Raw genomic sequence first — 26,876 nt, forward strand, 5'->3', positions numbered from 1 at the left:
AAATTTTTACAGTTGGCAAAAATTTAGTCGAGCAGTGGTACAGCCATCTGCGGGTCTTGATTTCCGGCGCGGTTAACCGCAGTACTGACCTTGTACCACTCGAAGGCTGCCGGGGGCAGGGCGGCGCGCCGGGCCAGGTCGAGCGCTTCTTCGGGCGAGCGCGCCGGGTCGAGCCACAGTTGCGCGTCGGCGGCCTCGAGTACTACCGGGCGTCGGTCGTGGATATCGAGCATGCCGTCCTGCGCATCGTCGGTCACCAGCACGAAACCGGCTTCGGCCCGGTTCTCGGTAAAGCCGCCGAAATTCGCCAGCGCCAGCAAGAACAGCGGTGCGCGATCCTTACGGTGGATATGCCACGGCTGCTTGGCGCCTTTCTCGCCGGTCCATTCGTACCAGCCCTCGGCCGGAACGATCGCCCTGCCCGACTTGAGCAGGGGCTTCCAGTAGCGGTTGGTCAGCTTGTCGATGCGCGCATTGACCACGATCGGCACCTTGCCTTCGGCCCAGCGCGCCCGATAGCTCCAGAACACGTCGTCGATACGGTGCTCGCCATCCTGGACGTGCATCAGCGGCCGGTAGCTGCCGGGAGCTACGTTCCACGCAGGTGAGGCCTCGCTGTCGAACACCGCGTCGGGCCAGCCAAACACGCTGGCGTAATAGCGAGCCGTCTGGCTCTGGTCAAATCGTCCGCACATGGGCGCATGGTAGCGCAGTCGCGGGCAGGGCGCGGTACGCCTGCGCTACTACGGTGCCCGCCCGTCACCGCGCGCGGTGGTATGCTCGTGGATGAATTGATAACAGGAGAAGACGGTATGGCAACTGGCTGGTGGAGTGTTTTAAGGACCGTGCCCTGGAGCGAAGTGATCAACGCCGCGCCGCAGGTTGCGACCGGCGCGCGCAGGCTGTGGGACACGGTGGCGCGCAAGTCCGGCACGGCGCCTGGCACGGCGCCCGGCGCCTACGTGGATGACGCGCCGCAGGACGATGTGTTTGGCACGCTGGTCAATCGCGTCGAAAGGACCGAATCGACCCTGGCCGACTTGCGCAACCAGATGCTGCAGGCATCCGAGATCATCGCCAACCTGGCCGACCAGAACGCCCAGCTGATCGCCAAGATGGAACTGGCGCGCACCCGGCTGCTGTGGCTGGGCGTAGCCACCGGCGTCTCGTCGGTGTTCGTGCTGGTGGCCCTGGCGCTGGTACTGGCCCGCACCTGACCACCCCGGGAACAACATGAAATTCGTGCTGATCGTGGCGACGCTGTTCGTGTTCGTCTGGATGCTGATGAACGCGGCGCGCCGCCGCGGCAAGCTCGACGCCAACGCCAATCGCGCGGTGGCGGGGCTGGCGTCGTCGATGCGGATCTTCGTCTACGGTCTGCTGGCCTTCGTCGGGGTGGTGTGCCTGGCGGTGGCGTACCAAAGCCTGTAAGCCGTGGGCATTACGGGCTGTACACGCGTGAGAGACATTGATTTGAGTTTGTGCGACCAGACTGACAGCGCGGCGAGCCGATTCGGCGCTTGAAGACCGGATTGGCGACCTTATCTGCAGAAGGTCCTTCGATGGATAGTCTTACCTCTCCGTGTGTCTCCAGCTCGGCTGCAACCGAGTGATTTGCCGCTGCCCTCAGGCAGCGGCTTTTTTACGTGCCTGACTGTGTCGACATTCTTTACATACGTATCGGCGCACACCTGCCTGCCGAGTAAATTTCGCAAGAATACAAGGTCTTACATTCAGGCATAAATCTTGCTCTCCCAAAGTGCACCATAACAAGGGATTGCCATGAAATCTATTCAAAGTCTGATCGCCTGCATGTTGCTCATGTTGTCGGGCTCGGCAAACGCTGGTGTCTGGTACCAGTGGCACGCAACCAACGATGTCACCCCGCTGGGTATCACGCTTTCACTCGAGTTCGACACGGCCGTGGTGCAATCTGGCGCATTCCAGATGAATATTGCGATACAAAATAATGGACCCTGGCTGGACACGATCTTTCCGCAATCCGGGCTATTAAATTTCAGTTACGGCACCGGCACTGGCGGGGGAATTCATTACGCGCCACGTCAAGGCATCAGCAGTCCAGGGCCGGTCATTCTCGACATGAGTGTCGCGTTCGGCCCTGGCAACCACCTGACCGGGCACATCCATGCCCACAATTTCGATAGTCAATTCCGTATGGCTACGAGCGGCGAAACCGGACCGAACTTTACCATCTACGAAGCCGAAAGCGATGCCGGTATGCGGGGCTGTGGATGGGCGGCACCAGGCAAGCTTCCATGCTTCGGCGCCAGCGGTCAAATTCGGCGAATTCCCGAGCCTGCCTCGATCGCCCTGCTCGGACTTGGCGCCCTTGGCATCATCACTGTCCGTCGCCGAACAGCGCAAAGAAAAGCCCGCGACCTTTCGGGGCGGGCTTCGGGCTTTTGACCCATCTTGAATGGTGGTGCCCCGAGCCGGAATCGAACCGGCACGCCCTTGCGAGCACGGGATTTTAAGTCCCGGGTGTCTACCAGTTTCACCATCGGGGCAGCGCCGGAATTCTAACATATGCTGCTATACAACACGGTTAAAATGCAACTTTCCTCCTGTTGCGCACTGCTTGTGGGCGCCAGTCTAGGGGCTCGGGCTTTGGTCCGGATGGCGCGATGGTGTAGCATGCCGGACGGCGTGCCGCACCGGGTGCGCCGCAGCAAGAGGACCTATTTTGAACATCATACTCAACGACGACTTGCGCGCCTTTGTCGACCCGCTCACTCCTGTTGAACATGCTGCGCTCGAGCGCAGCCTGCTTGCCGAGGGCTGCCGTGACGCGCTGGTTCTCTGGGGCGAGACCCTGATCGACGGCCACAATCGCTACGAAATTTGCCGCAAGCATGGCATCGAATTCCGCACGGTCCAGAACAACAGCTTTGCATCCATCGATGACGTGATGCTCTGGATGATCGACAACCACCTGGCGCGCCGCAGCGTGTCGGATTTCCAGCGTGGCGTGCTGGCGCTCAAGAAAAAAGACATCGTCAGCGCCCGGCTGGCCGAACAGCTGGCATCGAGCCCGCCGCAGCCGGAAGCCGACGACATGGACGCGCGTCCGCCACCACCCTGGAATACCCGCGAAGACGTGGCCAAGGCCGCGCGCGTGTCGAGCAATACCATCAGCCAGATCGAACGCATCCAGAAAGCGGCGACGCCGCAGCTGCGCGAAGCCGTACGCAGTGGCACCATTTCAATCAATGCCGCCGCCAACGTGGCCCAGCTGCCGGACGAATTGCAGATTGCCGCCGTGGCCGGCGGACGCAAGCAATTGCAGCAGGCCGCGCGCGAAGTGCGCGAGCAGAAGATGGCCAGCCGCCCCCGAAAAGAGGGCGCGGCGCTCGATCCGTCCGACCAGATGGCCGCCCTGAAGGCCGAGCTCGCGTCGCTCAAGGACCGCGTGGCGACCTTGCTGACCGAAAACGAAGTGCTCAAGCAGCGTCTGGTGCACGCCGGCGTGGCCTAGACGAAACCGATCGACAAGCACCGACCGCAGACCCTTCACCAGGAGACACCGCATGCCCGTATTTCGCCTGTTCGCCCCTGCCATCCTCGGCGCCGCCTTGTGTGGCGCCGTCCTGCCGGCAACCGCCGCGCCGCTTGCGGCGGCCGTGCCGGGACAGCCCGGGGCCAGGCCGGGCGCCACTGCCGCCGAGCTGGCGCGCTGGAAGAAAACGGCAGAGCAGGTAACGATCATGCGCGACAAGTGGGGCATTCCCCACGTCTTTGGCAAGACCGACGCCGACGCCGTCTTCGGCCTGCTGTACGCGCAGGCCGAGGACGACTTCAACCGCGTCGAGCTCAACTACATTAACGCGATGGGCCGCCTGGCCGAAGTCGAGGGCGAGCAGGCCATCTGGCGCGACCTGCGCATGAAGATGTACATCACCCCGGCCGACCTGCAGGCCAGGTATGCCGCCAGCCCGGCCTGGCTCAGGCAGCTGATGGACGGTTTTGCGGACGGCCTGAACTATTACCTGCATACCCACCCCGAGGTGAAGCCCAGGTTGATCTCGCGCTTCGAACCGTGGATGGCGCTGAGCTTCAGCGAAGGCAGCATCGGGGGCGACATCGAGTCGATCGACCTGAAGGAGCTGGAAGCTTTCTACAGTAAGCCGAGGACAGCGGCGACTTCGTCGGCCAGATCGGCGGCGCCCGTCAAGCAGCTCGATGCCGAACCGCGTGGCTCGAATGGCTTTGCGATCGCGCCCAAGCTGTCGGCCTCGGGCAATGCGCTGCTGCTGATCAATCCTCATACCTCGTTTTATTTTCGCCCGGAAGTACACATGGTCAGCGAGCAGGGCTTGAACGCCTATGGCGCCGTGACCTGGGGCCAGTTTTTCATTTACCAGGGTTTCAACGAAAAAACCGGCTGGATGCATACTTCGGGCGGCGGCGACGTCATCGACGAATATCTGGAAACGGTGCGCGAGCGCGGCGGCAAGCTGTATTACCGCTATGGCGAGCAAGAGCGCCTGATGAAATCCAGAACGGTGAGGCTGCCCTACAAGACGCCGTCCGGCGCCATGGCCAGCAAGACCGTCACCGCCTATTTCACCCACCACGGCCCGGTTGTCCGCGAGCAAGGCGGAAAATGGGTGTCCGTCAAGATGATGGACGAGCCGCTCAAGGCGCTGATCCAGTCGTACACCCGCACCAAGGCGCGCGACTACAGCGACTTCTACAAGACGATGGAGTTGCGCACGAATTCTTCGAACAACACCGTGTATGCCGATGCCAAGGGCAATATTGCCTATTTCCACGGAAATTTCATCCCGAAGCGCGATCCGCGTTTCAACTGGAGCCAGCCGGTGGACGGCAGCCTGCCTGCCACCGAGTGGCAGGGCCTGCACGCCATCAAGGACACCATTACCTTGCTTAATCCCGCCAGCGGCTATATCTCGAACACCAACAACTGGCCGTTCAGTGCCTCTGGACCCAGCAGCCCGCGGCGCCAGGACTATCCCGACTATATGTGGTCGTTGCCGGAGAACGCGCGAGGCCGCCATGCCGAGCGGGTGCTGGGCGATGCCGGAGGCTTCACGCTCGAAAGCCTGATCGCCGCCGCCTACGACAGCCACCTGACCGCCTTCGAGCCGCTGCTGCCACAACTGCTGCAAGACCATGACGCGCTGCCCGCGGCCGATCCGCGCAAGGCGGCGTTGGCGGCCCAGCTTGCCGCGTTGCGCGGATGGGACCTGCGCTCGGGCGTCGGCTCGGTGCCGACTTCGCTGGCCGTCTATTGGGGCCAAGAACTGTTGGCCCAACACGCGCCGCGTGCCCGCGCCGCGGGCGTGCCGACGGTCGACTTCATCACGGCCAGCCTGACTGCAAACGAGCGCCTCGATGCGCTGGCACGCGCCTCGGACAAGCTGGTGGCAGATTTTGGTTCCTGGCAGACCCCGTGGGGCGAGATCAACCGCTTCCAGCGCATCAGCGGCGAGATCGACCAGCAATACGACGACAGCAAGCCGAGCTGGCCGGTTGGCTTCGCCTCGGCCAACTGGGGTTCGCTGGCGTCGTTCGGCATGGTGGCCAAGCAAAAGACCAAGCGCATCTACGGCGACCGTGGCAACAGTTTTGTTGCGGTGGTGGAATTCGGACCGCGCCTGCGTGCCAAGAGCATCCTGGCCGGCGGCAATAGCAATAACCCGGCCTCGAAGCATTTTGCCGACCAGGCCGAAATGTACAGCCGCGGCGAGTTCAAGGATGTGCTCTTCTACAAGGAGGATATCGAGAAGCAGCTCGGCCGCAAATACCATCCGGGACAATGAGCCTGGCGGGGTAGGCAAATTCCGAAAACCGACGCACCTTATAGGCAGCTCAAGCTAACGAAAAAACAAGATTCATGACATGGTAGCGCGTGACAGACGCAGGTCTACTGGAGGCGGCAGTACCCACGTCCCGATCGACTTCCCTCTACCGGAGTGCAATCATGTCTACCCGCCTGAATACCTTGACGATGGCCGCAATGCTGTGCTGCGCGCTGTTCACCCATCAGCGGGCTCACGCCCAAATCACTGTCTTTACCGACCGCGCGGCCTTCCTGGGGGCGGTCGGCGCGGCCGGTGTCGACACCTATGACGACCTGTCCGTCGAGTTGTACGCGCCGACCCTGCAGCGGATGGCTGGCGCATTCGACTACACCGTATCCGCCGGGCAGGGCCTGTACGGCGCCGGCGCCGAGGGCGATGGCTGGTTGTCCAGCAATTCGCCTTTTGATAGGATTACCTTCAGTAACTTTTCATCTGGTGTGGTCGGGTTGGGCGGCGAGTTTTTCGGCAGTAACCTGCTTGGGCAGTTCACACCGGGTACCACCATCATCCTGACGGCGCTGGACGGCAGTTCGATCACCTGGGTATTGCCCGAAAGCGAGATCAGCAGCTTCGTCGGCTTCGTCTCGCCCTCGCCCCTGCAGTCGGTGGTGGTTGGAACCTTCGGCGAAGGCTATTGGCCTACCGCGAACAACCTGACCCTGGCCGCGGCCGTGCCCGAACCTGGCGCCTATGGCATGATGCTGGCCGGCCTGGGCGTGGTGGGGTGGTGCCGCCGCCAGCGCCGTGCCCGCGTCCAGGCATGACACCCTGCCGCCGGCGCCGCGCCTGGCGCCGGCGCCTGGGCCCTTGCTATAATCGCGCCATTTTCAGGCAGCGATTTTCACCAGCTTACGGGGCAGGGTAGTGGCAAAACTATATTTCAGGTATTCGGCAATGAACGCCGGCAAATCGACCGCCCTGCTGCAGGTCGCGCACAACTACGAAGAGCAGGGCCAGGCAGTCAAGCTCTACACGGCGGCGATCGACAACCGCTACGGAGTCGGGATGATCACCTCGCGCCTGGGCCCGCAGCGCGAGGTCGATACCTTCGAGCGCGATACCGATTTCCTGGCGGCGGCGCAACCGGTTGCGTGCATCCTGGTCGACGAAGCCCAGTTCTTGAGCACAGCCCAGGTGCAGCAACTGCACCAGGTTGCCCAGGTGCGCGGCATCCCCGTGATCTGCTACGGCCTGCGCAGCGATTTTCGGGGCGCCCCGTTTCCCGGCTCGGCCTACCTGCTGGCGCTGGCCGACGATATCGAAGAAATCAAGAACATCTGTAGCTGCGGCAAGAAGGCGACCATGAATATCCGCGTCGATGCCAACGGGCGGCGCATCCGCGAAGGCGAGCAGGTCAGCATTGGGGGTAACGAAAGCTACCGCCAGGCCTGCGGGCGCTGCTTTTACGCGGCTTGAGCCTGGCGCCGGCAGCCGGCGGTATGCTCGACATGCTGCTCTACCTGGCGCCGTCCGCCGCGCTGGCGCTGCTGCTGTGGATCGCCTCGGGTGCCCATCCTTTCTTTTTCGTGTTCACCGCAGCCGGCACACTGTGCCATGAACTGGCCCACTTCTCGGTCGGCCTGCTCACGAATGCCGAGCCGGTCGCGCTGAGCGTCTGGCCGCGCCGCATCAAGCGTTCTAGCAGGGGAAGCAGGCGCGGCGAGCGCGGGGGGCATAACTGGGAACTCGGCTCGGTCAGCTTCGCCAACTTGCGCTGGTACAACGCTGCCCCCAGCGCGCTGGCGCCCTTGACCATCCTTGCACTGCCGTTTGCCGTAGCCTGGTGGCGCACCCGGCACGGCTGGGTATTCGAACCGTTCGACCTGTTGCTAGCGGTTTTGCTGGCGCCGCAATTCCTGTCGTTCTGGCCGTCGCCGGTCGATTGGCGCCTGGCGGCGCGCTCCTGGCCGTGGATTCCGATTCTGCTTGTTGCCTGGCTGGCCATGGGATACGGCATGCAACTGCTCCAGCTTGTCAAAGGGTGAACACCAGGCTTATGGCAGCCTTAAAACGGCGCGGGAAATGCATGCAAGCTGGCTGTGACTGCTTGCGCCTTACTGTAGAATGGACTGCATAGGGCGTACTGACCGGCATGCCTCGCCGGTCTCGCCGAAGCAACACACGTTTCGGAGAAACGACGAATGAAAAAGCACCATCTGATCATGGCCGCCATGGCCTTTGCCATGTCGGCCCATGTGGTTACCGCCCAGCCCGAAAAGGCTGCCTCCGTCCAGCCGGCCAAGGTCGCCGGCTCAATGCAGATGAAGCCGCTTGCGGAGCAGACCCAGGCTGCGCTGTGGGCATCGCGCGTGCTCGGTCGCTATCACTACAAGGCGACGCCGCTCGATGATGCGATGTCGCAAAAAATCTTCGACAACTACTTCGATACGCTCGATGGCGAGAAGCTGTATTTCAGCCAGTCCGATGTCGACCAGTTCGCATCGATGCGCACCAAGATGGACGACGCCATCAACAACGAGAACCTGACGGTGCCGTTCGCGATCTACAATCTCTACCAGCAGCGCTTTGGCGAGCGCATGGCCTATGCGCGCCAGTTGCTCAAGACCACGCCTGATTTTTCGCTCAACGAAACGCTCCAGCTCGACCGTGAGAAGGCGCCATATGCCAAGTCCGAAGAAGAAATCCGCGAGCTGTGGCGCAAGCGCGTCAAGAACGACTGGTTGCGCCTGAAACTGGCGGGCAAGGACGACAAGGGCATCCGCGAGACGCTCGACAAGCGCTACGATAATTACGTCGGCCGCATTCGAAAGCTCAACAACGAAGACGTGTTCCAGATGTTCATGAACGCGTATGCCACCGCGATCGAGCCGCATACCAATTACCTTGGTCCGCGTTCGGCCGACAATTTCGACATCGCCATGCGCCTGTCGCTCGAAGGCATCGGTGCCGTGTTGCAAACGCGCGACGAATACACCATCATCCGCGAGATCGTGCCGGGCAGCCCGGCCGCCATGTCGGGCAAGCTGAAGGTGGGCGACCGCATCGTCGGGGTGGCGCAGGGCGGCGGTGTATTCACCGACGTGCTCGGCTGGCGTCTCGACGACGTGGTCCAGCTGGTGCGGGGCCAGAAGGGTACTACCGTGCGCCTGGACGTGCTGCCGGGCGACGCCGGCCCCGATGCCAAGCCGGTGGCCGTGTCGATGGTACGCAAGAAAATCAGCATGGAAGAACAGGCCGCGAAGAAGTCGATCATCGAAGTCAAGGATGGCGGCGTCAAGCGCCGGGTCGGCGTGATTTCGCTGCCGACCTTCTATCTCGACTTCGAGGCGCGCCGCCGCGGCGACAAGGACTTCCGCAGCGCGACCCGCGACGTGGCCCGCATCCTTGCCGAGCTCAAGAAAGATAAGGTCGACAACGTCCTGATCGACCTGCGCAACAACGGCGGCGGTTCGCTCACCGAGGCAATCGAGCTGACCGGCCTGTTCATCGACAAGGGCCCGGTAGTGCAGCAGCGCGACGCACAAGGCCGTATCGAGGTCGAATCCGACATGCAGGCCGGCCTGTCCTGGGATGGCCCGATGGGCGTGCTGATCAACCGTGGCTCGGCATCGGCATCCGAAATCTTTGCTGCGGCGATCCAGGATTACGGCCGCGGCCTGGTCATCGGCGAACCGAGCTTCGGCAAGGGCACGGTCCAGACCCTGATCGACCTCGATCGCTTCGCGCCGGGTGAAAAGGTGCGTTACGGCGAACTCAAAATGACGATTGCACAGTTCTTTCGCATTAACGGCGGCACCACCCAGCTGCGCGGCGTAACGCCGGACATCAAGCTGCCAGTGCTGTCCGATGCCGACAGCTTTGGCGAATCGTCCTTCGATAATGCCTTGCCCTGGGTGGCAATCAAGCCAGCGACGTATGCCGCGGCGGGCGACCTGAAAGAGCTGATCGCGCCGCTGCAAAAACGCCACGAGGCGCGCATTGCCAAGGATAAGGAGTTTCAGTTCTTGCAAGAAGACATCGCGGAAGTCATGAAGCTGCGTAAGGAAAACGCGATCTCGCTTAACGAAACCGTGCGCCGCAAGGAGCGCGATGCCCAGGATGCACGCTCCAAACTGCGCGAGGCACGTCTGGCTGCGGCAGGCGGCATTACCAGCGACGAGCCGGCGAGTGGCCCGGCCGCCAAGGAAGCGCGCGGCAAGGTGCCGGCCTCGACTAAACCGCAAAAACCGGCGGTGGCAGTACGTGGCACGCCACGCCAGGACGACGGCCTGCAGTTCGACGAGCGCGACTTGAAGGCAGAACTGGCGGCGGAGAAAGCAGCCAAGGACGCAAAGGACATCATGCTGCAAGAAGCGGCCAATATCCTGGCCGACGAGGTTGGAATGCTGCGCACGGATACCCGCATGGCTTCGCGCACAATGCCTTACATGGTGGCGCCGCGCAGTAATTGAGTTGTCACGGCAACGCGTTGTCATCTGACGATGGCCGGACCTGCATGAGCAGGCCGGCCATTTTTTTTACTGATGCTCGATACGAATAATTGCGTACCGATAAGTAAAACAGCGTAGTTATGTTAGTTAGCGAACAAACGGAGTAAGATTAATCCTACTCCAAGACGGCCATTTATCTGAAATTCATACCCCGCGCACGCTTGAGTTACACAATTGCTTATCTTTTTTTTATTTATGTTAGGATATCTCTACGTTGCAAGAACAACAATTGAAACTCAACCTAGGAGTATATTCCATGACAATTCGTCACCTCGTCGTTGCTGCACTGCTGGTCGGTGCAGGTGCCGCCCAAGCTGATACGATCCCGTCGAGCACTGCGCCGACCTTCCTGTCCGGCTGGTCTGCCGGCAACGGGGTCGATGTACTCGGTTCCGGCGTTCTGCAGGGTAACTATAAATTGATGGGCGGCGTGGCCCACTCGTCCGGCGCATCGTCGGAAGCTACCCTGGCCGACATTGTCGGCGGTAAGGCGGCCGCAACTATCTCCCAAGACAACGGCCAAACCACGATGCTGTTCAAGCGTGGCATCGCCGGCGACTACCTGCTGAGCTCTAACATGGCGATCATGGCGGTGTCGATGGGCACCACCGTGTCGTTGGTCAACTCGGCTGACGGCGCCAAGGTTCAGGCAGGCAGCGCCGGTGCAGCGCCAGCAGTGCGCTCGACTTCGGGCGGCGGCGCGGCTAGCGGTCCGATCGGTTCGGGTAGCAGTTCGGGCAGTGGCTCGGCTGGCACGTCAAACGGTAGCGGCGCCAGCGCATTCATTCCTGGCGCGGGCAATAGCGCGGTCCAGCCGAATGCCGGCGTCGGTGCTGGCGTAGGCGGTGGCAGCGCCAGGCTTGCCGCGGTCGACGTGCCAGAGCCAGCCAGCCTGGCGCTGATGTTGGCCGGTATGCTGGGTGTTGGCGCACTGCGCCGCCGCTCACGCTAATCCGGAGTACGCGGGGCGGCACTGTCCGTCCCGCAAGACCGCAAGTGTTCCACTTGGCGGTCAGTCCAGTTGCGGTACAATCTTGTGAACGGTCGTGCTTTTTCAAGCGACCCCTAACAAGGAGACCACATGGACCTGCACTACTCGGATGAAGACCTGGCGTTTCGCGACCAGGTCCGCGCCTTTCTCGATTCCCACCTCCCCAAAGATCTGCAAGCCAAGGTACTCCAGCACCTGCGCCTGGATAAGGACGACTTCGTGCGCTGGCACCGGATACTTGCCCGGCAGGGGTGGGTAGCACCGGCCTGGCCGCGCGAATTCGGCGGCCCGGGCTGGACGGCGCTCCAGCGCCACATCTTCGAAGAAGAATGCGCGCGTGCCGGCACCCCGCGCATCATGCCGTTCGGCATCGACATGGTGGCACCGGTGATCATGGCATTCGGTAGTCAAGAGCAGAAGGCACGTTTGCTGCCGCGTATCTTGTCCTGCGAGGATTGGTGGTGCCAGGGGTATTCCGAACCGGGCGCCGGTTCCGATCTTGCCTCGGTCAAGACCACGGCAGTGCGCCATCTCGACGCCGATGGCGAACACTATATCGTCAACGGCCAGAAGACCTGGACCACCCTGGCCCAGCATGCCGACATGATCTTCTGCCTGGTGCGCACCGACGCGTCGGTGCGCAAGCAAGAGGGCATTTCATTCTTGCTGATCGACATGCACGCGCCGGGAGTGACCGTGCGCCCGATCATCATGCTCGATGAAGACCATGAAGTGAACGAAGTGTTCTTTGATAACGTGCGGGTGCCGGCCGCCAACCTGGTGGGCGAGGAAAACCGTGGCTGGACCTATGCCAAATATTTGCTCGGACATGAACGCACCGGCATCGCCGCCGTTGGCCGCAGCAAGCGCGAACTGGGCTTGCTCAAGCGCCTGGCGCGCCGCGAACACAAGAACGGCCGTCCGCTGCTGGAAGACCCGCTGTTCGCGGCCAAGGTGGCCGCGCTCGAAATCGAGCTGATGGCGCTCGACATGACGGTGCTGCGAGTACTGGCGCAAGCTGGCAAGGCTCCCGGCCCGGAAGCGTCGGTGCTCAAGGTGCGCGGCACCGACATCCAGCAGATGCTCACCGAACTCATGCTCGAGGCCGCGGGGCCGATGGCGCTGCCCTTCGACGCGGCCTATCTCGAGGGTGAACAGGAGCACAGCGTGGCCGGCGACGACGCGGCCGCGCCGCTGGCTTCGTACTATTTTAACTATCGCAAGACCTCCATCTACGGGGGCTCGAACGAAATCCAGCGCGGAATCATCAGCCAGATGATCCTGGGCCTGTAAGGAGAACCAGATGCACTTCAATCTCAACGAAGAACAGGTCCAGTTCGCCGATGCACTGAAACGCTGGATTGGCCGTGACTACAGTTTCGAGCAGCGCCGCGCCATTATTGCCAGCCCCGAGGGAACGTCAAGCCAGGCCTGGGCCAGGCTGGTGGAGCTGGGCATGACGGCCTTGCCGGTGCCGCAAGAGCAGGGTGGCTTTAGTGGCGGCGCAACCGACATGTTCGTGGTGATGCGCGAACTCGGACGCGCGCTGGTAGTGGAGCCCTACCTTGCGACCGTGCTCGGCGCGCAATTTCTCAAGCTCGGCGGCGGGCATGGCGCCCTGCTCGAAGCGGTGGCCACGGGCGAGCTGAAAATGGCTTGCGCGCTGGGCGAGCGCCAGTCCCGTCACGATCTGCGCGACATTCTCACCCGTGCCGAGCGGGACGGTGCTGGCTGGCGCCTGGACGGTGAAAAAAACGTGGTGATCCATGGCGCCGAAGCCGGTGTGCTGGTGGTGTCGGCGCGAACCGGCGGCGCGCAACGCGATGAAGACGGCATTACCCTGTTCGCGGTGCCGGCCGACGCACCCGGGCTGAGGCAGACCGCCTACCGCGGCCTCGACGGGCTGCGCGCGGCCGACCTGCGCTTCGATGGCGTGGTTCTACCCCCGGATGCTGTCATCGGCCAGGCCGGCAATGGCTGGGAGTTGCTCGAACACGGCGCCGATTACGGCGCTGGCCTGCTGTGCTTCGAGGCGCTCGGCGCGATGGAAGCCCTGTTTGACGCTACGCTCGAGTACCTGAAGACGCGCCAGCAGTTCGGCGTCCCGATCGGCAAGTTCCAGGCGCTGCAGCACCGCATGGCCGACATGTACATCCACCTGGAACAGGCGCGCTCGATGGCCTTGCTGGTCGCCGTCAAGCTCGACGGCGCGGATGCGGCCGAGCGGCGCCAGGTCGCGGCCGCAGCCAAGTACCGGGTTGGCGAAGCGGCGCGTTTCATTGGCCAGCAGGCGGTGCAGCTGCACGGTGGCATGGGCGTGACCGACGAACTGGCGGCTTCGCACTACTTCAAGCGCTTGACTACCATCGACCTGACGCTGGGCGACCGCGACCACCACCTGGCGCGCTTCATGGCGCAGCCGGGCTTCCAAAGGGCGCCGTAACGGCGGCGCCTTGCTACTGGTGAGCCTGGCCAGGCTGGCGGGCCGCGTGGCCGGCAGGCTCAGTGCCCGTGCGCCTTGGCGTACTTTGCCAGCTCCAGCTTGGCCACGGCATTGCGGTGCACTTCGTCGGGCCCGTCGGCCAGGCGCAGTGCGCGGTTGCCGGCCCACTGCCAGGCCAGCGGAAAGTCTTCCGAGACGCCGGCCGCGCCGTGGGCCTGGATCGCCCAGTCCAGCACGTCCTGGGCCACGGCCGGCGCCAGCACCTTGATCATCGCGATCTCGGCTGCCGCCTGCTTGTTTCCGACCGTGTCCATCATGTAGGCGGCCTTGAGCGTGAGCAGACGCGCGGTATCGATGCGGATGCGCGCTTCGGCGATCCGTTCGCGCCATACGCCTTGCTCTGAAATCTTGCGCCCGAATGCCACCCGCGAATCCAGCCGTTTGCACATCAGTTCGAGTGCCCGCTCGGCCACGCCGATGGCGCGCATGCAATGGTGAATGCGGCCTGGCCCCAGGCGGCCCTGGGCGATCTCGAAGCCGCGTCCTTCACCGAGCAGCATGTTGGCAGCCGGCACGCGCACATTCTCGAAGCGGATCTCGCAATGACCGTGGGGCGCGTCGTCGTAGCCAAATACCGGCAACGGGCGCACGATCGTGATGCCGGGGGTATCGGCCGCGACCACGATCATCGACTGCTGCTGGTGGCGCGCCGCATCCGGATCGGTCTTGCCCATCACGATGAAGACCTTGCAGCGCGGATCGCCCGCACCCGAGATCCACCATTTATGCCCGTTGATGAGGTAGTCGTCGCCGTCGCGTGCGATGCGGGTGGCAATATTGGTCGCGTCCGACGAGGCGACGTCGGGCTCGGTCATGGCGAAAGCCGAGCGCAGCTCGCCGCGCAGGAGCGGCGCCAGCCATGCTTGCTTGAGCGCTTCGGACGCGTAGCGCTCGAGGGTCTCCATGTTGCCGGTATCGGGCGCCGAGCAATTGAAGACCTCGGGCGCCCAGGGCACCCGGCCCATGATCTCGCACAACGGGGCATAGTCGAGGTTCGACAGGCCTTCCGGTGCGTGCGCCGACCTGGGCAGGAACAGATTCCATAGCCCGGCTTCGCGCGCGAGTGGTTTGAGGCGTTCGATCAGGTCGAGCGGCAGCCAGCGGCTGCCCTTGTCGCGCTCATTGGCGGCGATTTCATCGTGATAGGCGCGTTCGTTCGGATAGATGTGCGCGTCCATGAAGTCGAGCAGGCGGGCCTGCAACTGCTGGCAGCGCGCGGAATAAGCGAAATCCATGTGGGGTCCTTGTCTGTGTTCGGGTGCGGTGGCGGCGGTGCATTGCAGCTCATGCGCGGCTCAGGCGCGACTACGCGAGGCGAACTGCCATGCCATCTCGGCCATTGGCCGCGCCGCCTTGCCGTTTTCCAGGGCCTGGGCGCTGGCGGCGGTACCGTCCACGTAGCGCTTCATGATGCCTTGCATGATGCCGGCCAGGCGGAACATGTTGTAGGCGAGGTAGAAGTCGAAGTCCTGGGTGCGGATAAGCTTGCCGGTGCGCTCGCAATAGCGCGCTATATAGTCCTGCAGCGACGGAATACCCAGTTGCGCCAGGTCCAGTCCCGCGATGCCGCGCAATTTTCCGGGGGGGATATGCCAGCTCATACAGTGGTAAGAGAAATCCGCGAGCGGATGGCCGAGCGTCGACAACTCCCAGTCGAGCACGCCGATGATGCGCGGCTGCGTCGGGTGGAAGATCAGGTTGTCGAGCCGGTAGTCGCCGTGCACGATGGCCGTGTCTTCGCCGGGCGGAATGTTCTGCGGCAGCCAGTCGATCAGGCGGTCCATCGCCTCGATCGATTCAGTGCAAGAGGCCTGGTACTGCCTCGTCCAGCGCTCGATCTGGCGCGCAAAGTAATTACCAGGCTTGCCGTAGTCGCCCAGGCCGATGGTGGTGTAGTCGGTCGTATGCAGCAGGGCGATCACGCGGTTCTGCTCGTCGTAAATGGCGGCGCGCTCGCCCGGGCTCATGCCCGGTAGCGACTGGTCCCACAGTACCCGGCCCGCGACGAATTCCATCACGAAGAAAGCGCGCCCGATGATGGATTCGTCGGTACACAGGGCCAACTGGCGCGGCACCGGGAAGCCGGCGCCATGCAAGGCTTGCATCACGCGGAACTCGCGCTCGATTGCATGCGCGGAGGGCAGCAGCTTGGCCGCGGGGCCGGGCTTGGTACGCAGTACGTAATGGCGCTGGCCGGCGCCGCTGCCGGCGGTGAGCTTGAATGTGGGATTCGACTGGCCGCCCTTGAATTGCTCGGCCGTGAGCGTGCCCGGGCCGCCGGCATAGCCGTCGACGTGGCCGCTGAGCCAGGCGTCGAGCACGTCGACATCGAACTTCTGGCGTTCGGACACCGGCTTGGTGCCCATCATTTCCTCGAACATCGCGTCTCCATCGGTATGGTTGTTCAGGTGAAGCCGCAGCCATTCTAGCGCGCCCGAGCAGAAAATTGTACGTGCGTGCTATTTTTCTGGGGCTTCAGCGGCCTTTGCGGTATTGCTCGAATAATTGTTCCATCGTGGTGGTGCGGGCGCCCGGCTGCAGTGGCCCGGGCGGCACGTAGTTGACGAAGCGGACCACCCAGTCGCGCGGCTCGTCGCCGACGTCGAGCGCGTTGATGCACCCGGGCGCCTGTGCCAGTCCGCCCAGGAACAGGCGCTGTCCGGTCAGTGCCAGCGACAGGATCGCGCAGTTGACGCCGCCGTGCAGTACCAGCAGGACCGTGTCCCAGTCGGGCTGGGCGCGCAGGCGTCCGATCGCCGGATGCACCCGGTCCATCAATTCGCCGACCGACTCGCCGCCAAGGAAGCGCTGGTCGTGCTCGACCAGGCCTTCGAACGCACCGGTGAAGGCGCGCCGCAGCGCATCTGGCGGGATCGCCGACAGGCGCCCGCCGCGGATCTCTTGCAGCTCCGGCCACGGTTCGGGTTCCGGCACGGCTTGGGCGTCCTGGGCATACGCGGCCAGCACCTGCTGCGCCGTTTCGATGGTGCGCGGCAGGCCCGAGGTGATCACGCGGTCAAAGCGCACGCCGGCGTCGAACAAGGCGCGGCCGGCGGCCTCGGCCTGGGCCAGGCCGGTGTCATTGAGCGACACGCTCTCGGGCAGATGTGGTTTTCCGCTGTCGTCGAAATAGGTCACGCTGCCATGTCGCATCAGGTAGATGCGGCGGCGCTGCGGACGGGCTCCGGGCTCGGTCATGCTCGCTCCTTGTTGTTTTGGTGCATTACTGTGCATTGCCTTGCTGGCCGGCCGATCTTACACGCGATGCTATTGTGGCGAGGCCAAACAGCGACACTCGCAGCGTCAAAACAATTCCAGCAGTCAATTCTTGCGCGTTCTGGCATAAAATGTTCGTTGCAATAGTTAAAGAGGAAATTCATGGCAAGGCCGGAGAAAATTCGACTGGGAGAAGTGCTGATCCAGCAAAAGCTGCTGTCCGAAGAGCAGCTGATGCAGGCCTTGGCGGACCAGAAGCGCACCGGACGCAAGCTCGGGCGTGTATTTGTCGAGAGCGGCTTCGTCACTGAAGAGCAGATTTCCGGCGCCCTCGCACGCCAGCTCAATATCCCCTATATCCACCTCAAGTTCTACAACATCAATGCCGAGCTGGTGCGCCTGCTGCCAGAAACCGCGGCGCGGCGCTTTCGCGCGCTGGTGCTGGAAGACCGGCGCGAAACCATGCTGGTGGGCGTGTCCGACCCGACCGACCTGTTTGCCTACGACGAGATTGCGCGCCTGCTGAAAAAAGGCATCGAGCTGGCGGTGGTCAACGAGACCGAAGTGCTGGCAGCGATCGACCGCATCTACCGCCGCACCGGCGATATCACCGATTTCGCGCGCGAGGTCGAGGCCGACCTGGGCGATACCTCGATCGACTTCGGCGCGCTCGCTGCCAATCCGGGCCTGGAAGAAGCGCCGATCGTCAAGCTGCTGCAATCGGTGTTCGACGACGCGGCCCAGGTGCGCGCATCCGACATCCACATCGAACCGCAGGACGGCCGCCTGCAGATCCGCTTCCGCATCGACGGGGTGCTGCACCTGCAGACCGAAGCCGACATCAAGGTCGCCACGCCGCTGGCGCTGCGCCTGAAGCTGATGGCCGACCTCGACATTTCGGAAAAGCGCCTGCCGCAGGACGGCCGCTTTGCGGTCAAGGTGCGCAACCAGCGCATCGACGTGCGTATTTCGACCATGCCCACCCAGTACGGCGAATCGGTGGTCATGCGCCTGCTGAACCAGGGCGGCACCCGGCTGGGCCTGGACGCGATCGGAATGCCACCGCGGATCGTCGAGCGCTTCCGGATGCTGGTACAGCGTCCCAACGGCCTGGTGCTGGTTACCGGCCCTACCGGCAGTGGCAAGACCACGACCTTGTACAGCGCGCTGTCCGAACTGAACTCGGTCGAGAAAAAACTCATCACGGTCGAAGATCCGGTCGAATACCGGCTGCCCGGCATCAACCAGGTGCAGGTCAACGAGAAAATCGAGCTGTCGTTCGCCCGCGTGCTGCGCTCGGCGCTGCGCCAGGATCCGGATATCGTGCTGGTGGGCGAGATGCGCGACCAGGAAACCGCCCAGATCGGCCTGCGCGCCGCCATGACCGGCCACCTGGTGCTGTCGACGCTGCACACGAACGACGCCGCCAGCACGCCGCTGCGCCTGATGGACATGGGGGTGCCGCGCTACATGGTGGGCGGCTCGCTGCAAGCGGTGCTGGCCCAGCGCCTGGTGCGCGTGATCTGCGAGAGCTGCGCCGAACCGCATCCGGCCACGCCGGCCGAAGTGACCTGGCTGCAGGCCGAGCTCGGTGAGCTCGCCGCCAGCACCAGTTTCTTCCACGGCAAGGGCTGTTCGCACTGCAACGGCACCGGTTTTCGCGGCCGTACCGGGGTCTACGAGCTGCTCGAGATGACGCGCGCCGTCACCGACGCCGCGAATCACCCGGACCCGGCGCATTTCCTGAAAGTGGCGCAGGCCCAGATGGAAGGCGAGACCCTGCGCCGCCACGGCGTGAGCCTGGCGGTGCAGGGGCGCACCACCATCGCAGAAGCGATGCGCATCAGTAATCAGCTCGACGACTGATGCCCTTCTTTGCCTACAAGGCGCGCGACGCGCGCGGCGAACTCCTGCAGGGCATCCTCGAAGGCGCCGACAGCGCCGCCGTGGCCGACCAGTTGTTCGGCAGCGGCGCCACGCCGATCGACATCCATCCCAGCCGCAAGGGGCCGGCCGCGAAGGACGGGAGCGCAGGCCTGTGGGCACGCCTGACCGACAAGCGCGTCACCTCGATGGACGTGCAGCTGTTCAGCCGCCAGATCTACACCCTGCTCAAGTCCGGCGTGCCGATCATGCGCGGCCTGGCGGGTCTGCAGGAATCGGCCATCAACAAGACCTTTGGCCGGGTCATCAAGGACTTGCGCGAATCGCTCGATGCCGGGCGCGAACTGTCGGCTTCGATGGCGCGCCATCCGACAGTGTTCAATACCTTCTACCTGTCGATGGTGCGGGTAGGCGAGATGACCGGCCGCCTGGAAGAAGTCTTCCTGCGCCTGTTCGACCACCTGGAATTCGACCGCGACATGCGCGAGCGGGTCAAGACGGCGCTGCGCTACCCGAGCTTCGTGATTGCCGCCATGGTCATTGCGATGGTCATCGTCAACATTTTCGTCATCCCGAGCTTTACCTCGGTGTTCAAGCAGTTCGGCTCCGAACTGCCCTTGATGACCCGCATACTGATCGGCACCTCGAAGTTCACCGTCGATTACTGGCCCTTGATCGCGGGGCTGGCTGCCGGCGCCGTGCTGGGATTCCGCAAATGGACCGCGACCGCCCGGGGCCTGCTGGCCTGGGACCGCTACAAGCTGCGCTTGCCGATCGCCGGGAAGATCATCCACAAGGGAACCATGGCCCGCTTCGCCCGCAGTTTCGCGCTCGCGATGCGTAGCGGCGTGCCGATCGTCCAGGCACTGACGGTGGTATCGCAGACGTCCGATAATGCCTACCTGAGTTCGCGCATCGAGCAGATGCGCGACGGCGTCGAGCGCGGCGAGAGCATCACGCGCACGGCCACTGCCGCCAATGTATTCACGCCGATCGTGCTGCAGATGATCGCCGTCGGCGAAGAATCCGGTTCGCTCGACGACCTGATGGACGAAATCGCGCAGATGTACGAACGCGAAGTCGACTACGAGCTCAAGACCTTGTCGAGCCAGATCGAACCGATCCTGATCACCTTCCTGGGGGCGATGGTGCTCGTGCTTGCGCTGGGCATTTTCCTGCCGATCTGGGATTTGGGCGAAGCGGCCCTTGGTCCGAAATGACGCCCGAGGCACGCATGAGGGCAAGGGCAGGGCGCGGGAACGGCTATAGCTTGATGGCCCTTGCCGCGTGCGCCTTGGTGGCGGCGCTGCTGGCGGGATTGCTGCTGGCCAGGATGCTGGAATACCGCGCCTTGCTCGAGCGCGCAGCCGCCATGCAAGTGGTGTCGGCAGCGCGCACCGCCATGGCCGTGCGGGTGGCGCGCCTTGCCGGCCACGGCGGGCAAGAAGCCCTGGAGGCGTTGGCACAAGAAAATCCGGTCACCTGGCTGGCGTCTTCGCCAAAAAATTACCAGGGCGAGTTTTACCGCCCGGATGCTGGCGCGATCAAGCCTGGACACTGGTATTTCGACCGGGCCGACAAAACCATCAATTTTTTGCAAAGTAGCGACACTTTTTCTCCTGAGACATCAAAATTGCTCAAGTTCAAGGTAGAATTGTTGCGTGAGCTCGAGCCGGCCGACAACCAGGGACGGAACGAAGCAATTCTCGGGTTGGTGCTTGGTCAGGTGGTCGACCGGGTAGCCTCCAATCACCACTGAAAACGCGGGTCGTCCGCACCTTATTTAACGGAGAGCTTCATGAACAAGAATTTCAAGGCTGGCAAGCAAGGCGGTTTTACCCTGATCGAACTGATCGTCGTGATTGTGATCCTGGGCATTCTGGCGGCGACCGCGCTGCCGCGCTTCGCCAACCTGGGCGGTGATGCCCGCGAGGCAAGCCTGCGCGCGGCGCGCGGCGCGCTCGCTTCGACCTCGGCCATGGTGCACTCGGAAGCCCTGGTCAACGGCATCGTCACCGGCAACGTGGTGCTCGAAGGTGCAACCGTGGCCCTGTTCAACGGCTATCCCGCAGCAGCGAGCCTGGCTCAGGCACGTCAGTTCGCCACTGCCGCCGGCCTGGGTGCAAACGACTACACCATCACGCAAGCCAACGGTGGCCTGACGGTCTCCCCGGTAGGCACGGCCACCCCGCTTACCTGCGCGGTGATCTACCGTCCGGCAACCGCAGTGAACACGGCGCCAGTGTTTGCGACCCTGCCAGCCAACGGCAATTTCGTCTGCGACTAAACCGATGTGCCAGGCCCGGCGTTGCCGGGCCATCGACGCAACGCCCTGCCTGCCAGGCCGACTTCCTCCGGGTGGATCGGGTCTTGCAGGCAGGTTTTTTTTCGGGCTGATCAAGACCTCATGTGCTGCGCTGAGCAGGCCCCTGCATGCATCAGCCACGAAAGACGGTCCCCGGCATGTCCAGCGCGGATCTTTTCATTGGTGAGCGTTTTTTTTATACGCTGATACGACGAGTCTTGAATATAATCAAGCGTTTGCAGCATAAAGCTTTTTCTTCTCCGACAGGACATTCGCCGCTTGATGCGCTTTTTTAGAAGAACTAAAAAGAAAGACGGGTGGTTGACACTTGCCATTCAGCGCGATGGCATCGTTGCGTGCAGCGTCGAGCGCGCCGGCGACGGCAAGCCCTCGGTGCGCTTTGCGCATTTTCTGCCTGGACAGCCCGAAGACGTTCTGGAAAAAGCGGGCCGCGATGGACAGGCTGGGGCAATGCATTGCGTGACCCTGCTGGCCGGCGGCGAATACCAGGTCATCAGCGTGGAGTCGCCCAATGTGCCGAAAGAAGAAATGCGCACGGCGATCAAGTGGCGCCTCAAGGACATGCTGGACTTTCCGGTAACCGAGGCGACCGTCGACGTGCTCGATATTCCGCTCGACCAGGCTTCCGGCGCACGCTCCCAGCAATCGCTGTTCGCCATCGCCGCTCGCAACAGCGTGATTGCGCCGCGCCAGAAACTGTTTCTCGACGCCAAGATCGACCTGTCCGTGATTGACATCCCCGAGATGGCCCAGCGTAATATGTCGGCAATGCTCGAACCCGAAGGCCGGGGCGTGGCAATGCTTTCGTTCGAGGCTGAAGGCGGCTTGCTGACCGTATCCTTCCGTGGCGAACTCTACCTGTCGCGCCGTTTCGATGTCAGCTTCGAGCAATTGCTCGAAGTTGAACACGAACGCAAGCACGCGGCCTTCGACCGCATCACGCTCGAACTGCAACGTTCGCTCGACAACTTCGAGCGGCAGTTTTCCTTCATCAGCGTCTCGAAACTGCTGCTCGCGCCTTCGCGGGCGACCGGTCTGGACGACTACCTGTCGAGCAACATGTACATGCCGGTCGAGACGCTCGATCTGGCCAGTGTATTCGACTTCACGCGCACTCCTGAACTTGCCGACATGGCACAGCAGGCAAGGTTCTTCCTGCCGCTGGGCGCGGCCCTGCGCACCGAGGCGCTGACATGAGCAAGCTGTCGCGCCAGCAGGTCAACCTGTTCAATCCGGCTTTCCAGCCGCAGAAGAAACGCCTGAGCGCGCCGATGATGGGGATCGCGCTGCTGGTGCTGGCGTGCGGAATCGCAGGCTTGAGCGTCTTGCTGCGCGCGCAGACCGCGCGCATGCAGGCAGAGGCCGATGCGGGCGCCGCCGAACTGGCGCGCAAGCAGGCGCGCCTGACATCGGTGAACGCCCAGTTTTCTCCGCGCAGCAAGTCTGCCGAGATCGACATGCAGATACGCGAGGCCGAGACCGCGCTTGCGGCCATGCGCCGCATCTCGGATGTGCTTGAACGGGGCGAACTGGGCGACACGGGCGGCTACTCCCGCTATTTCCAGGCCTTTGCACGCCAGAGCGTAGCTGGCCTATGGCTCACCGGTGTGAGCATCGCCGGCAGGGACATCGGCCTCGAAGGCCGCACGACCGACCCGGCATTGGTGCCCGGCTATATCAACCGCCTGACGCGCGAACCGCTGTTGCAGGGCAAGTCCTTCACCAGCCTGCAGATCGGCCAGGCCGAAGCCTTGAGCCGCCTCGATGCCGACGGAAAACCGGTGAAGACGCCCGCACCGTACGTGGCTTTTAGCCTGCAGGCAGTTCCTGTGGCAACCCCGGTTACGGTGAGCCCATGAAACAGCGCCTGATCGAGCTTGGCGGCCGCATCGACGCACTGACCCTGCGCGAGCGGGCTCTCATGTTCGCCGCCGCCGTGGCGGTGTTCACCTTTGTGGGATTCCAGCTGGTGCTGTCGCCGATCTATCGCCAGCAAGATGCCTTGCTCGAGCAGATTCTCCAGCAGCGTAACAACATGATGGGCATCGATGGCGAGATCATTGCCAGGCTCGAGGCCTATCAGGTGGATCCGGATGCGCCGGCGCGCACCCGTCTCGATTCCTTGAGGCAAGACAACGCCCGGCTGGGTGAATCGCTGCTGGCGATGCAGCATGGCCTGGTCCCGCCCGAGCGCATGGCGCCGCTGGTCGAGGCGATCTTGCGTGCCAATGGCCGCCTGCAGCTGGTGAGCCTGCGCACGCTCCCGGTCGAGACGATCGGGGCAGACGCGCAGGCAGTTGGCACGGCGCCGCCCGCGGCGGCTGCTCCCGCAACGATTGATTCAGACAAGCCTGCCGGCTTGCTGTACCGCCACGGCGTCGAAGTGACTGTCCGCGGCAATTACCTTGACATGGTCAACTACATGAGCGCTCTCGAAGCGATGCCCACCCAGCTGTTCTGGGGCAGGGCGCAGCTCGACGTGGAGGAGTACCCGGCCTCCCGCCTGACGCTGACACTCTATACCCTGAGTCTCGACCGGAAATGGATGAAGCTGTGAATACCTTGATGACACTGACCGTGGCCGCCGCGGTGCTGGCCTGCCCCTTGATGGTCGCCAGCGCGCACGCGCAGGCACTACCCGACCCGACCCGGCCATCGGGAACACTCTCCGCCCACGCGAACCCGGGGGCCGCCGAAGGCGAGCTGCCGCGGCTGCAATCGGTGCTGATCGCACCGCGCCCGGGTGGGCGCCAGGTAGCCGTGATCGACGGCGAGACCGTGCTTCTTGGCGGCAGTTTCAAGGGTGCGCGCGTGGCCCGCATCACCCAGGCCGAGGTAGAACTGGTGCGCGGGCGCGAGCGCCAGGTGCTGCGCCTGTATCCAGCAACAACGCCGGCAACATCGCCTGCAACATCGCCTGCCGATGCCGGCGCCGCGCTGGCCAACTGACGGGAACACGATGCGCACTTTCCTGTTCATTCCCGGGGCCCTTGCCGGCGCCTTGCTGCTCACCGGCTGCCAGAGCGCGCCGAAGCACGATACCTATGCTGCGATCGGCCGCGAAATGGCGCGCGCCAATACCCAGCCGGCCAGCGCGCTTCCCGTGAACGATGCCGTGGCCAACGCCCTGTTGCCGCCTGCGGCTGCCCTGGCCAGCACGCTGCCCAAGGCCCGTCCGGCACTGGAAGAGCGTTTCAACGTCGCCTTCAACAACGTCCCTGCGCAGCAGTTCTTCCGCTCGATCGTCGCGGGCACCCGCTACAACATGCTGGTGCACCCTGAGGTGGGCGGCAACATCAGCGCCCACCTGAAAGACGTCACGCTGACCGAGACGCTCGAAGCAGTGAAGGAGATGTACGGCTACGATTACCGTATCGACGGCACCCGCATCACGATCCGGCCGCTGACCATGCAGACCCGCATGTTCCAGGTGAACTACCTGACCGCCCAGCGCCGCGGCAGTTCGAACCTGCGCGTGACTTCCACGTCGGTCCAGAACGCCGGTAACAGCGGCAGCGGCGGTGGCCAGAACGGCGACCAGCCCAATAACGGCAATACCGGGAATAACAGCGGCCAGAACGGGGGCAATGCCCAGGTCGAGAGTACCGACGTCAACACCACCTCGGTCAATGATTTCTGGGGCGACCTGCGGGCCGCCGTGGAAGCCATCGTTGGCTCCAAGGAGGGCGGGCGCAGTGTGGTCATGAGCCCGCAATCGGGCGTGCTGGTGATCCGCGCCATGCCGGACGAACTGCGCAACGTCGACATGTATCTGAAAGCCACCCAGTTGTCGGTCGACCGCCAGGTGATCCTGGAAGCCAAGATCCTCGAGGTGGAACTGAACGACAGTTTCCAGAGCGGCATCAACTGGGCCTCGTTCGCCTCGTTCCGCGGTGGGCATGCCAACCGGGTGTCGGCCGGCATCATCTCGCCGGGGGCCAACCTGGCGCCGCTGCCCTTTAACGGCGGCCAGCCAGCGCCGATCAATAACGGCGACGGCTTGAGTGCCAGCACCGGTTTCTCGCTGTCGCAGGCGGCCAATGCCGCCGGTTCGCTGTTCGGTTTTGCCTTCCAGACGAATAATTTCGCGGCCTTGATTAGTTTCCTCGAGTCGCAGGGAACCGTGCACGTGCTGTCGAGCCCACGGGTGGCGGCAATGAACAACCAGAAGGCTGTGCTCAAGATCGGCACCGACGAATTCTTTGTCACCGGCATTACCACGACCACCGACACCACCGCCGCCGGCAGCAGTACCACTCCGAGCGTCACGCTGCAGCCCTTCTTCTCGGGCGTGGTGCTCGACGTGACGCCGCAGATCGACGACAAGGGCAACATCTTGCTGCATGTGCACCCATCGGTGAGCCAGGTCACGACCGTCAACAAGGGGGTCAACCTGGGCAGCGCCGGCACGCTCAACCTGCCGCTGGCCTCGTCGTCCACCAGTGAACTGGACAGCATCGTGCGCGGCCAGAACGGGCGCGTAGTCGCCATCGGCGGCCTGATGCGCCAGGCTTCCAGTGGCGACACCGACCAGTTGCCGGGCGCCGACCGGGTGCCGTTGCTGGGCGCGCTGCTGAGCAACAAGAAGCGCGTCAACCAGAAGCGCGAGCTGGTGGTGCTGATCAAGCCGACCATCGTCGAAGGCGCCAGCGACTGGAGCCAGGACCTGCTCGACACCAGCCGCCGCATCGATAGCCTGAACCCGACCCAGGGCGCGCTGGCGCCTGTCGAGCCGCCGCGCCCAGCGCAGCCGGGCCGCCGGTAATGTACGCGGCACATTTCGGCCTGCGCGAGCTGCCGTTCGGGATCACGCCCGACACCAGTTTCTTCTTCGGCAGCCCGCGCTCGCAGGAAGCGCTCAACACGCTACTGATCGCCGCCCGCAGCGGCGAAGGCTTCATCAAGATCACCGGCGAAGTCGGCACCGGCAAGACGCTCCTGTGCCGCAAGTTCATGGCCACGCTGGGCGATGGTTTCGTGACCGCCTATATCCCGAATCCCTACCTGGAACCGCGCACGCTGATGCTGGCGCTGGCGGACGAACTCGAGATCGGGCTGGCGCGTGATGTCGATCAGCACCAGCTGCTCAAGGCGATCAATGGCCGCCTGCTGGAGCTGGCCGGGTACGGCTTGCAGGTGGTGCTCTGCCTCGACGAGGCGCAGGCGATCCCGGTCGAGAGCCTGGAAGCGCTGCGCCTGCTGACCAACCTCGAGACCGAAAAACGCAAGCTGCTGCAGATCGTGCTGTTCGGCCAGCCGGAACTGAACCGCAAGCTGGCACTGGACCAGATCCGCCAGCTGGCCCAGCGCATCACCTTTCATTACCATCTCGGCCCGCTCTCGCGTGACGACCTGGACTATTATGTGGCGCACCGCCTGCGCGTGGCCGGCTACGGCGGTGCGCGGCTGTTTTCGCGCGCCGCGATCCGGCGCCTGTTCAAGAGCAGCGGCGGGGTGCCGCGCCTGGTGAACATCCTGGCGCACAAGTCGCTGATGCTGGCCTATGGCCAGGGCAAGCAGCAGGTCGGCGGCGGGCATGTCTTGACGGCCGCGATCGATACTGTCGGCGCGCGCCGCCGCTACTGGCCATGGCTGGCCGTCGCTGGCGTCCTGGCCGGCGCCGCGGGCGGCGTTGCCTGGACCTTCGTTCGATGAGTTT

26 protein-coding genes and 1 tRNA gene are annotated in these 26,876 nt (G+C 63.6%); 22 read left to right on the plus strand and 5 right to left on the minus strand.

Features of this window, described 5'->3' with window-relative positions:
* Positions 1-23 precede the first annotated feature (23 nt).
* Positions 24-695 (minus strand): SOS response-associated peptidase, encoded by a 672-nt coding sequence (locus NRS07_RS10015; protein WP_259205923.1) that lies wholly within the window; start codon positions 693-695, stop codon positions 24-26.
* A gap of 117 nt (positions 696-812) precedes the next feature.
* On the opposite strand from NRS07_RS10015, the gene NRS07_RS10020 reads away from it, so the two are divergent.
* The 3 genes from NRS07_RS10020 (at position 813) to NRS07_RS10030 (ending at position 2,427) form a co-directional block, all read left to right on the plus strand.
* Positions 813-1,217, plus strand: a complete 405-nt coding sequence (locus tag NRS07_RS10020; RefSeq protein WP_259205924.1) for a hypothetical protein — start codon at positions 813-815, stop codon at positions 1,215-1,217.
* Between the two features lie 16 nt (positions 1,218-1,233).
* Entirely contained in the window at positions 1,234-1,431 is a 198-nt protein-coding gene (locus NRS07_RS10025; protein ID WP_259205925.1) for a hypothetical protein, read from the plus strand.
* Between the two features lie 351 nt (positions 1,432-1,782).
* A complete protein-coding gene (locus NRS07_RS10030) occupies positions 1,783-2,427 on the plus strand; it encodes a PEP-CTERM sorting domain-containing protein (protein ID WP_259205926.1) in 645 nt (214 codons plus the stop codon).
* Between the two features lie 14 nt (positions 2,428-2,441).
* Here the strand turns inward: NRS07_RS10030 and NRS07_RS10035 are convergent.
* Positions 2,442-2,528 (minus strand) — tRNA-Leu (locus NRS07_RS10035).
* Between the two features lie 176 nt (positions 2,529-2,704).
* Between NRS07_RS10035 and NRS07_RS10040 the strand changes: the two genes are divergently transcribed.
* The 9 genes from NRS07_RS10040 to NRS07_RS10080 all read left to right on the plus strand — a co-directional run bounded on the left by NRS07_RS10040 (position 2,705) and on the right by NRS07_RS10080 (position 13,731).
* Complete coding sequence (locus tag NRS07_RS10040) at positions 2,705-3,496, plus strand: hypothetical protein (RefSeq protein ID WP_259205927.1); 792 nt, start codon at positions 2,705-2,707, stop codon at positions 3,494-3,496.
* 52 nt (positions 3,497-3,548) lie between these two features.
* Entirely contained in the window at positions 3,549-5,804 is a 2,256-nt protein-coding gene (locus NRS07_RS10045) for a penicillin acylase family protein (protein WP_259205928.1), read from the plus strand.
* Positions 5,805-5,965: 161 nt separating this feature from the next.
* The gene (locus NRS07_RS10050; RefSeq protein ID WP_259205929.1) at positions 5,966-6,610 is read left to right on the plus strand and encodes a PEP-CTERM sorting domain-containing protein; all 645 of its coding nucleotides are present in this window, start codon (positions 5,966-5,968) and stop codon (positions 6,608-6,610) included.
* Positions 6,611-6,710: 100 nt separating this feature from the next.
* A complete protein-coding gene (locus NRS07_RS10055; RefSeq protein WP_259205930.1) occupies positions 6,711-7,262 on the plus strand; it encodes a thymidine kinase in 552 nt (183 codons plus the stop codon).
* A gap of 23 nt (positions 7,263-7,285) precedes the next feature.
* The gene (locus tag NRS07_RS10060) at positions 7,286-7,831 is read left to right on the plus strand and encodes a hypothetical protein (RefSeq protein ID WP_259205931.1); all 546 of its coding nucleotides are present in this window, start codon (positions 7,286-7,288) and stop codon (positions 7,829-7,831) included.
* Positions 7,832-7,987: 156 nt separating this feature from the next.
* Positions 7,988-10,258 (plus strand): carboxy terminal-processing peptidase, encoded by a 2,271-nt coding sequence (locus NRS07_RS10065; RefSeq protein ID WP_259205932.1) that lies wholly within the window; start codon positions 7,988-7,990, stop codon positions 10,256-10,258.
* Positions 10,259-10,553: 295 nt separating this feature from the next.
* Positions 10,554-11,249, plus strand: coding sequence for a PEP-CTERM sorting domain-containing protein (locus NRS07_RS10070; protein ID WP_259205933.1), 696 nt, complete (start codon positions 10,554-10,556; stop codon positions 11,247-11,249).
* A 129-nt stretch (positions 11,250-11,378) separates the two neighbouring features.
* On the plus strand, positions 11,379-12,581 hold the full coding sequence (locus NRS07_RS10075) for an acyl-CoA dehydrogenase family protein (protein WP_259205934.1): 1,203 nt from the start codon (positions 11,379-11,381) through the stop codon (positions 12,579-12,581).
* A gap of 10 nt (positions 12,582-12,591) precedes the next feature.
* Positions 12,592-13,731 carry an acyl-CoA dehydrogenase family protein gene (locus NRS07_RS10080; RefSeq protein WP_259205935.1) on the plus strand — a complete coding sequence of 380 codons (1,140 nt, stop codon included), beginning with the start codon at positions 12,592-12,594 and terminating at the stop codon, positions 13,729-13,731.
* Positions 13,732-13,790: 59 nt separating this feature from the next.
* Here NRS07_RS10080 and NRS07_RS10085 read toward each other — a convergent pair whose 3' ends face one another.
* The 3 genes from NRS07_RS10085 to NRS07_RS10095 form a co-directional block, all read right to left on the minus strand.
* Complete coding sequence (locus NRS07_RS10085; protein ID WP_259205936.1) at positions 13,791-15,026, minus strand: acyl-CoA dehydrogenase family protein; 1,236 nt, start codon at positions 15,024-15,026, stop codon at positions 13,791-13,793.
* A gap of 60 nt (positions 15,027-15,086) precedes the next feature.
* Entirely contained in the window at positions 15,087-16,172 is a 1,086-nt protein-coding gene (locus tag NRS07_RS10090; RefSeq protein ID WP_259205938.1) for a phosphotransferase, read from the minus strand.
* A 94-nt stretch (positions 16,173-16,266) separates the two neighbouring features.
* The gene (locus tag NRS07_RS10095; protein WP_259205939.1) at positions 16,267-16,989 is read right to left on the minus strand and encodes a histidine phosphatase family protein; all 723 of its coding nucleotides are present in this window, start codon (positions 16,987-16,989) and stop codon (positions 16,267-16,269) included.
* Between the two features lie 180 nt (positions 16,990-17,169).
* Here NRS07_RS10095 and NRS07_RS10100 point away from each other — a divergent pair, with 180 nt between their 5' ends.
* The 10 genes from NRS07_RS10100 to NRS07_RS10145 all read left to right on the plus strand — a co-directional run bounded on the left by NRS07_RS10100 (position 17,170) and on the right by NRS07_RS10145 (position 26,872).
* A complete protein-coding gene (locus NRS07_RS10100) occupies positions 17,170-18,873 on the plus strand; it encodes a GspE/PulE family protein (RefSeq protein ID WP_259205940.1) in 1,704 nt (567 codons plus the stop codon).
* Positions 18,873-20,111, plus strand: a complete 1,239-nt coding sequence (locus NRS07_RS10105; RefSeq protein ID WP_259205941.1) for a type II secretion system F family protein — start codon at positions 18,873-18,875, stop codon at positions 20,109-20,111. Before NRS07_RS10100 ends, NRS07_RS10105 begins: the two co-directional genes overlap by 1 nt.
* A 14-nt stretch (positions 20,112-20,125) precedes the next feature.
* Positions 20,126-20,650, plus strand: coding sequence for a hypothetical protein (locus NRS07_RS10110; RefSeq protein WP_259205942.1), 525 nt, complete (start codon positions 20,126-20,128; stop codon positions 20,648-20,650).
* A gap of 39 nt (positions 20,651-20,689) precedes the next feature.
* The gene (locus tag NRS07_RS20290; protein ID WP_307729882.1) at positions 20,690-21,178 is read left to right on the plus strand and encodes a type II secretion system protein; all 489 of its coding nucleotides are present in this window, start codon (positions 20,690-20,692) and stop codon (positions 21,176-21,178) included.
* Between the two features lie 339 nt (positions 21,179-21,517).
* On the plus strand, positions 21,518-22,414 hold the full coding sequence (locus NRS07_RS10120) for an agglutinin biogenesis protein MshI (RefSeq protein ID WP_307729883.1): 897 nt from the start codon (positions 21,518-21,520) through the stop codon (positions 22,412-22,414).
* Entirely contained in the window at positions 22,411-23,076 is a 666-nt protein-coding gene (locus NRS07_RS10125) for a PilN domain-containing protein (RefSeq protein WP_259205944.1), read from the plus strand. Before NRS07_RS10120 ends, NRS07_RS10125 begins: the two co-directional genes overlap by 4 nt.
* Positions 23,073-23,774 carry a hypothetical protein gene (locus NRS07_RS10130; RefSeq protein ID WP_259205945.1) on the plus strand — a complete coding sequence of 234 codons (702 nt, stop codon included), beginning with the start codon at positions 23,073-23,075 and terminating at the stop codon, positions 23,772-23,774. The genes NRS07_RS10125 and NRS07_RS10130 overlap by 4 nt, the downstream gene beginning before the upstream one ends.
* A gap of 8 nt (positions 23,775-23,782) precedes the next feature.
* Positions 23,783-24,166, plus strand: coding sequence for a hypothetical protein (locus NRS07_RS10135; RefSeq protein WP_259205946.1), 384 nt, complete (start codon positions 23,783-23,785; stop codon positions 24,164-24,166).
* Between the two features lie 10 nt (positions 24,167-24,176).
* The gene (mshL, locus tag NRS07_RS10140; protein WP_259205948.1) at positions 24,177-25,982 is read left to right on the plus strand and encodes a pilus (MSHA type) biogenesis protein MshL; all 1,806 of its coding nucleotides are present in this window, start codon (positions 24,177-24,179) and stop codon (positions 25,980-25,982) included.
* Positions 25,982-26,872 carry an ExeA family protein gene (locus tag NRS07_RS10145; RefSeq protein WP_259205949.1) on the plus strand — a complete coding sequence of 297 codons (891 nt, stop codon included), beginning with the start codon at positions 25,982-25,984 and terminating at the stop codon, positions 26,870-26,872. Before mshL ends, NRS07_RS10145 begins: the two co-directional genes overlap by 1 nt.
* The last annotated feature ends 4 nt before the right edge of the window (positions 26,873-26,876 follow it).

This window comes from Massilia sp. H6, from assembly GCF_024802625.1.
GTDB lineage: Bacteria > Pseudomonadota > Gammaproteobacteria > Burkholderiales > Burkholderiaceae_D > Telluria.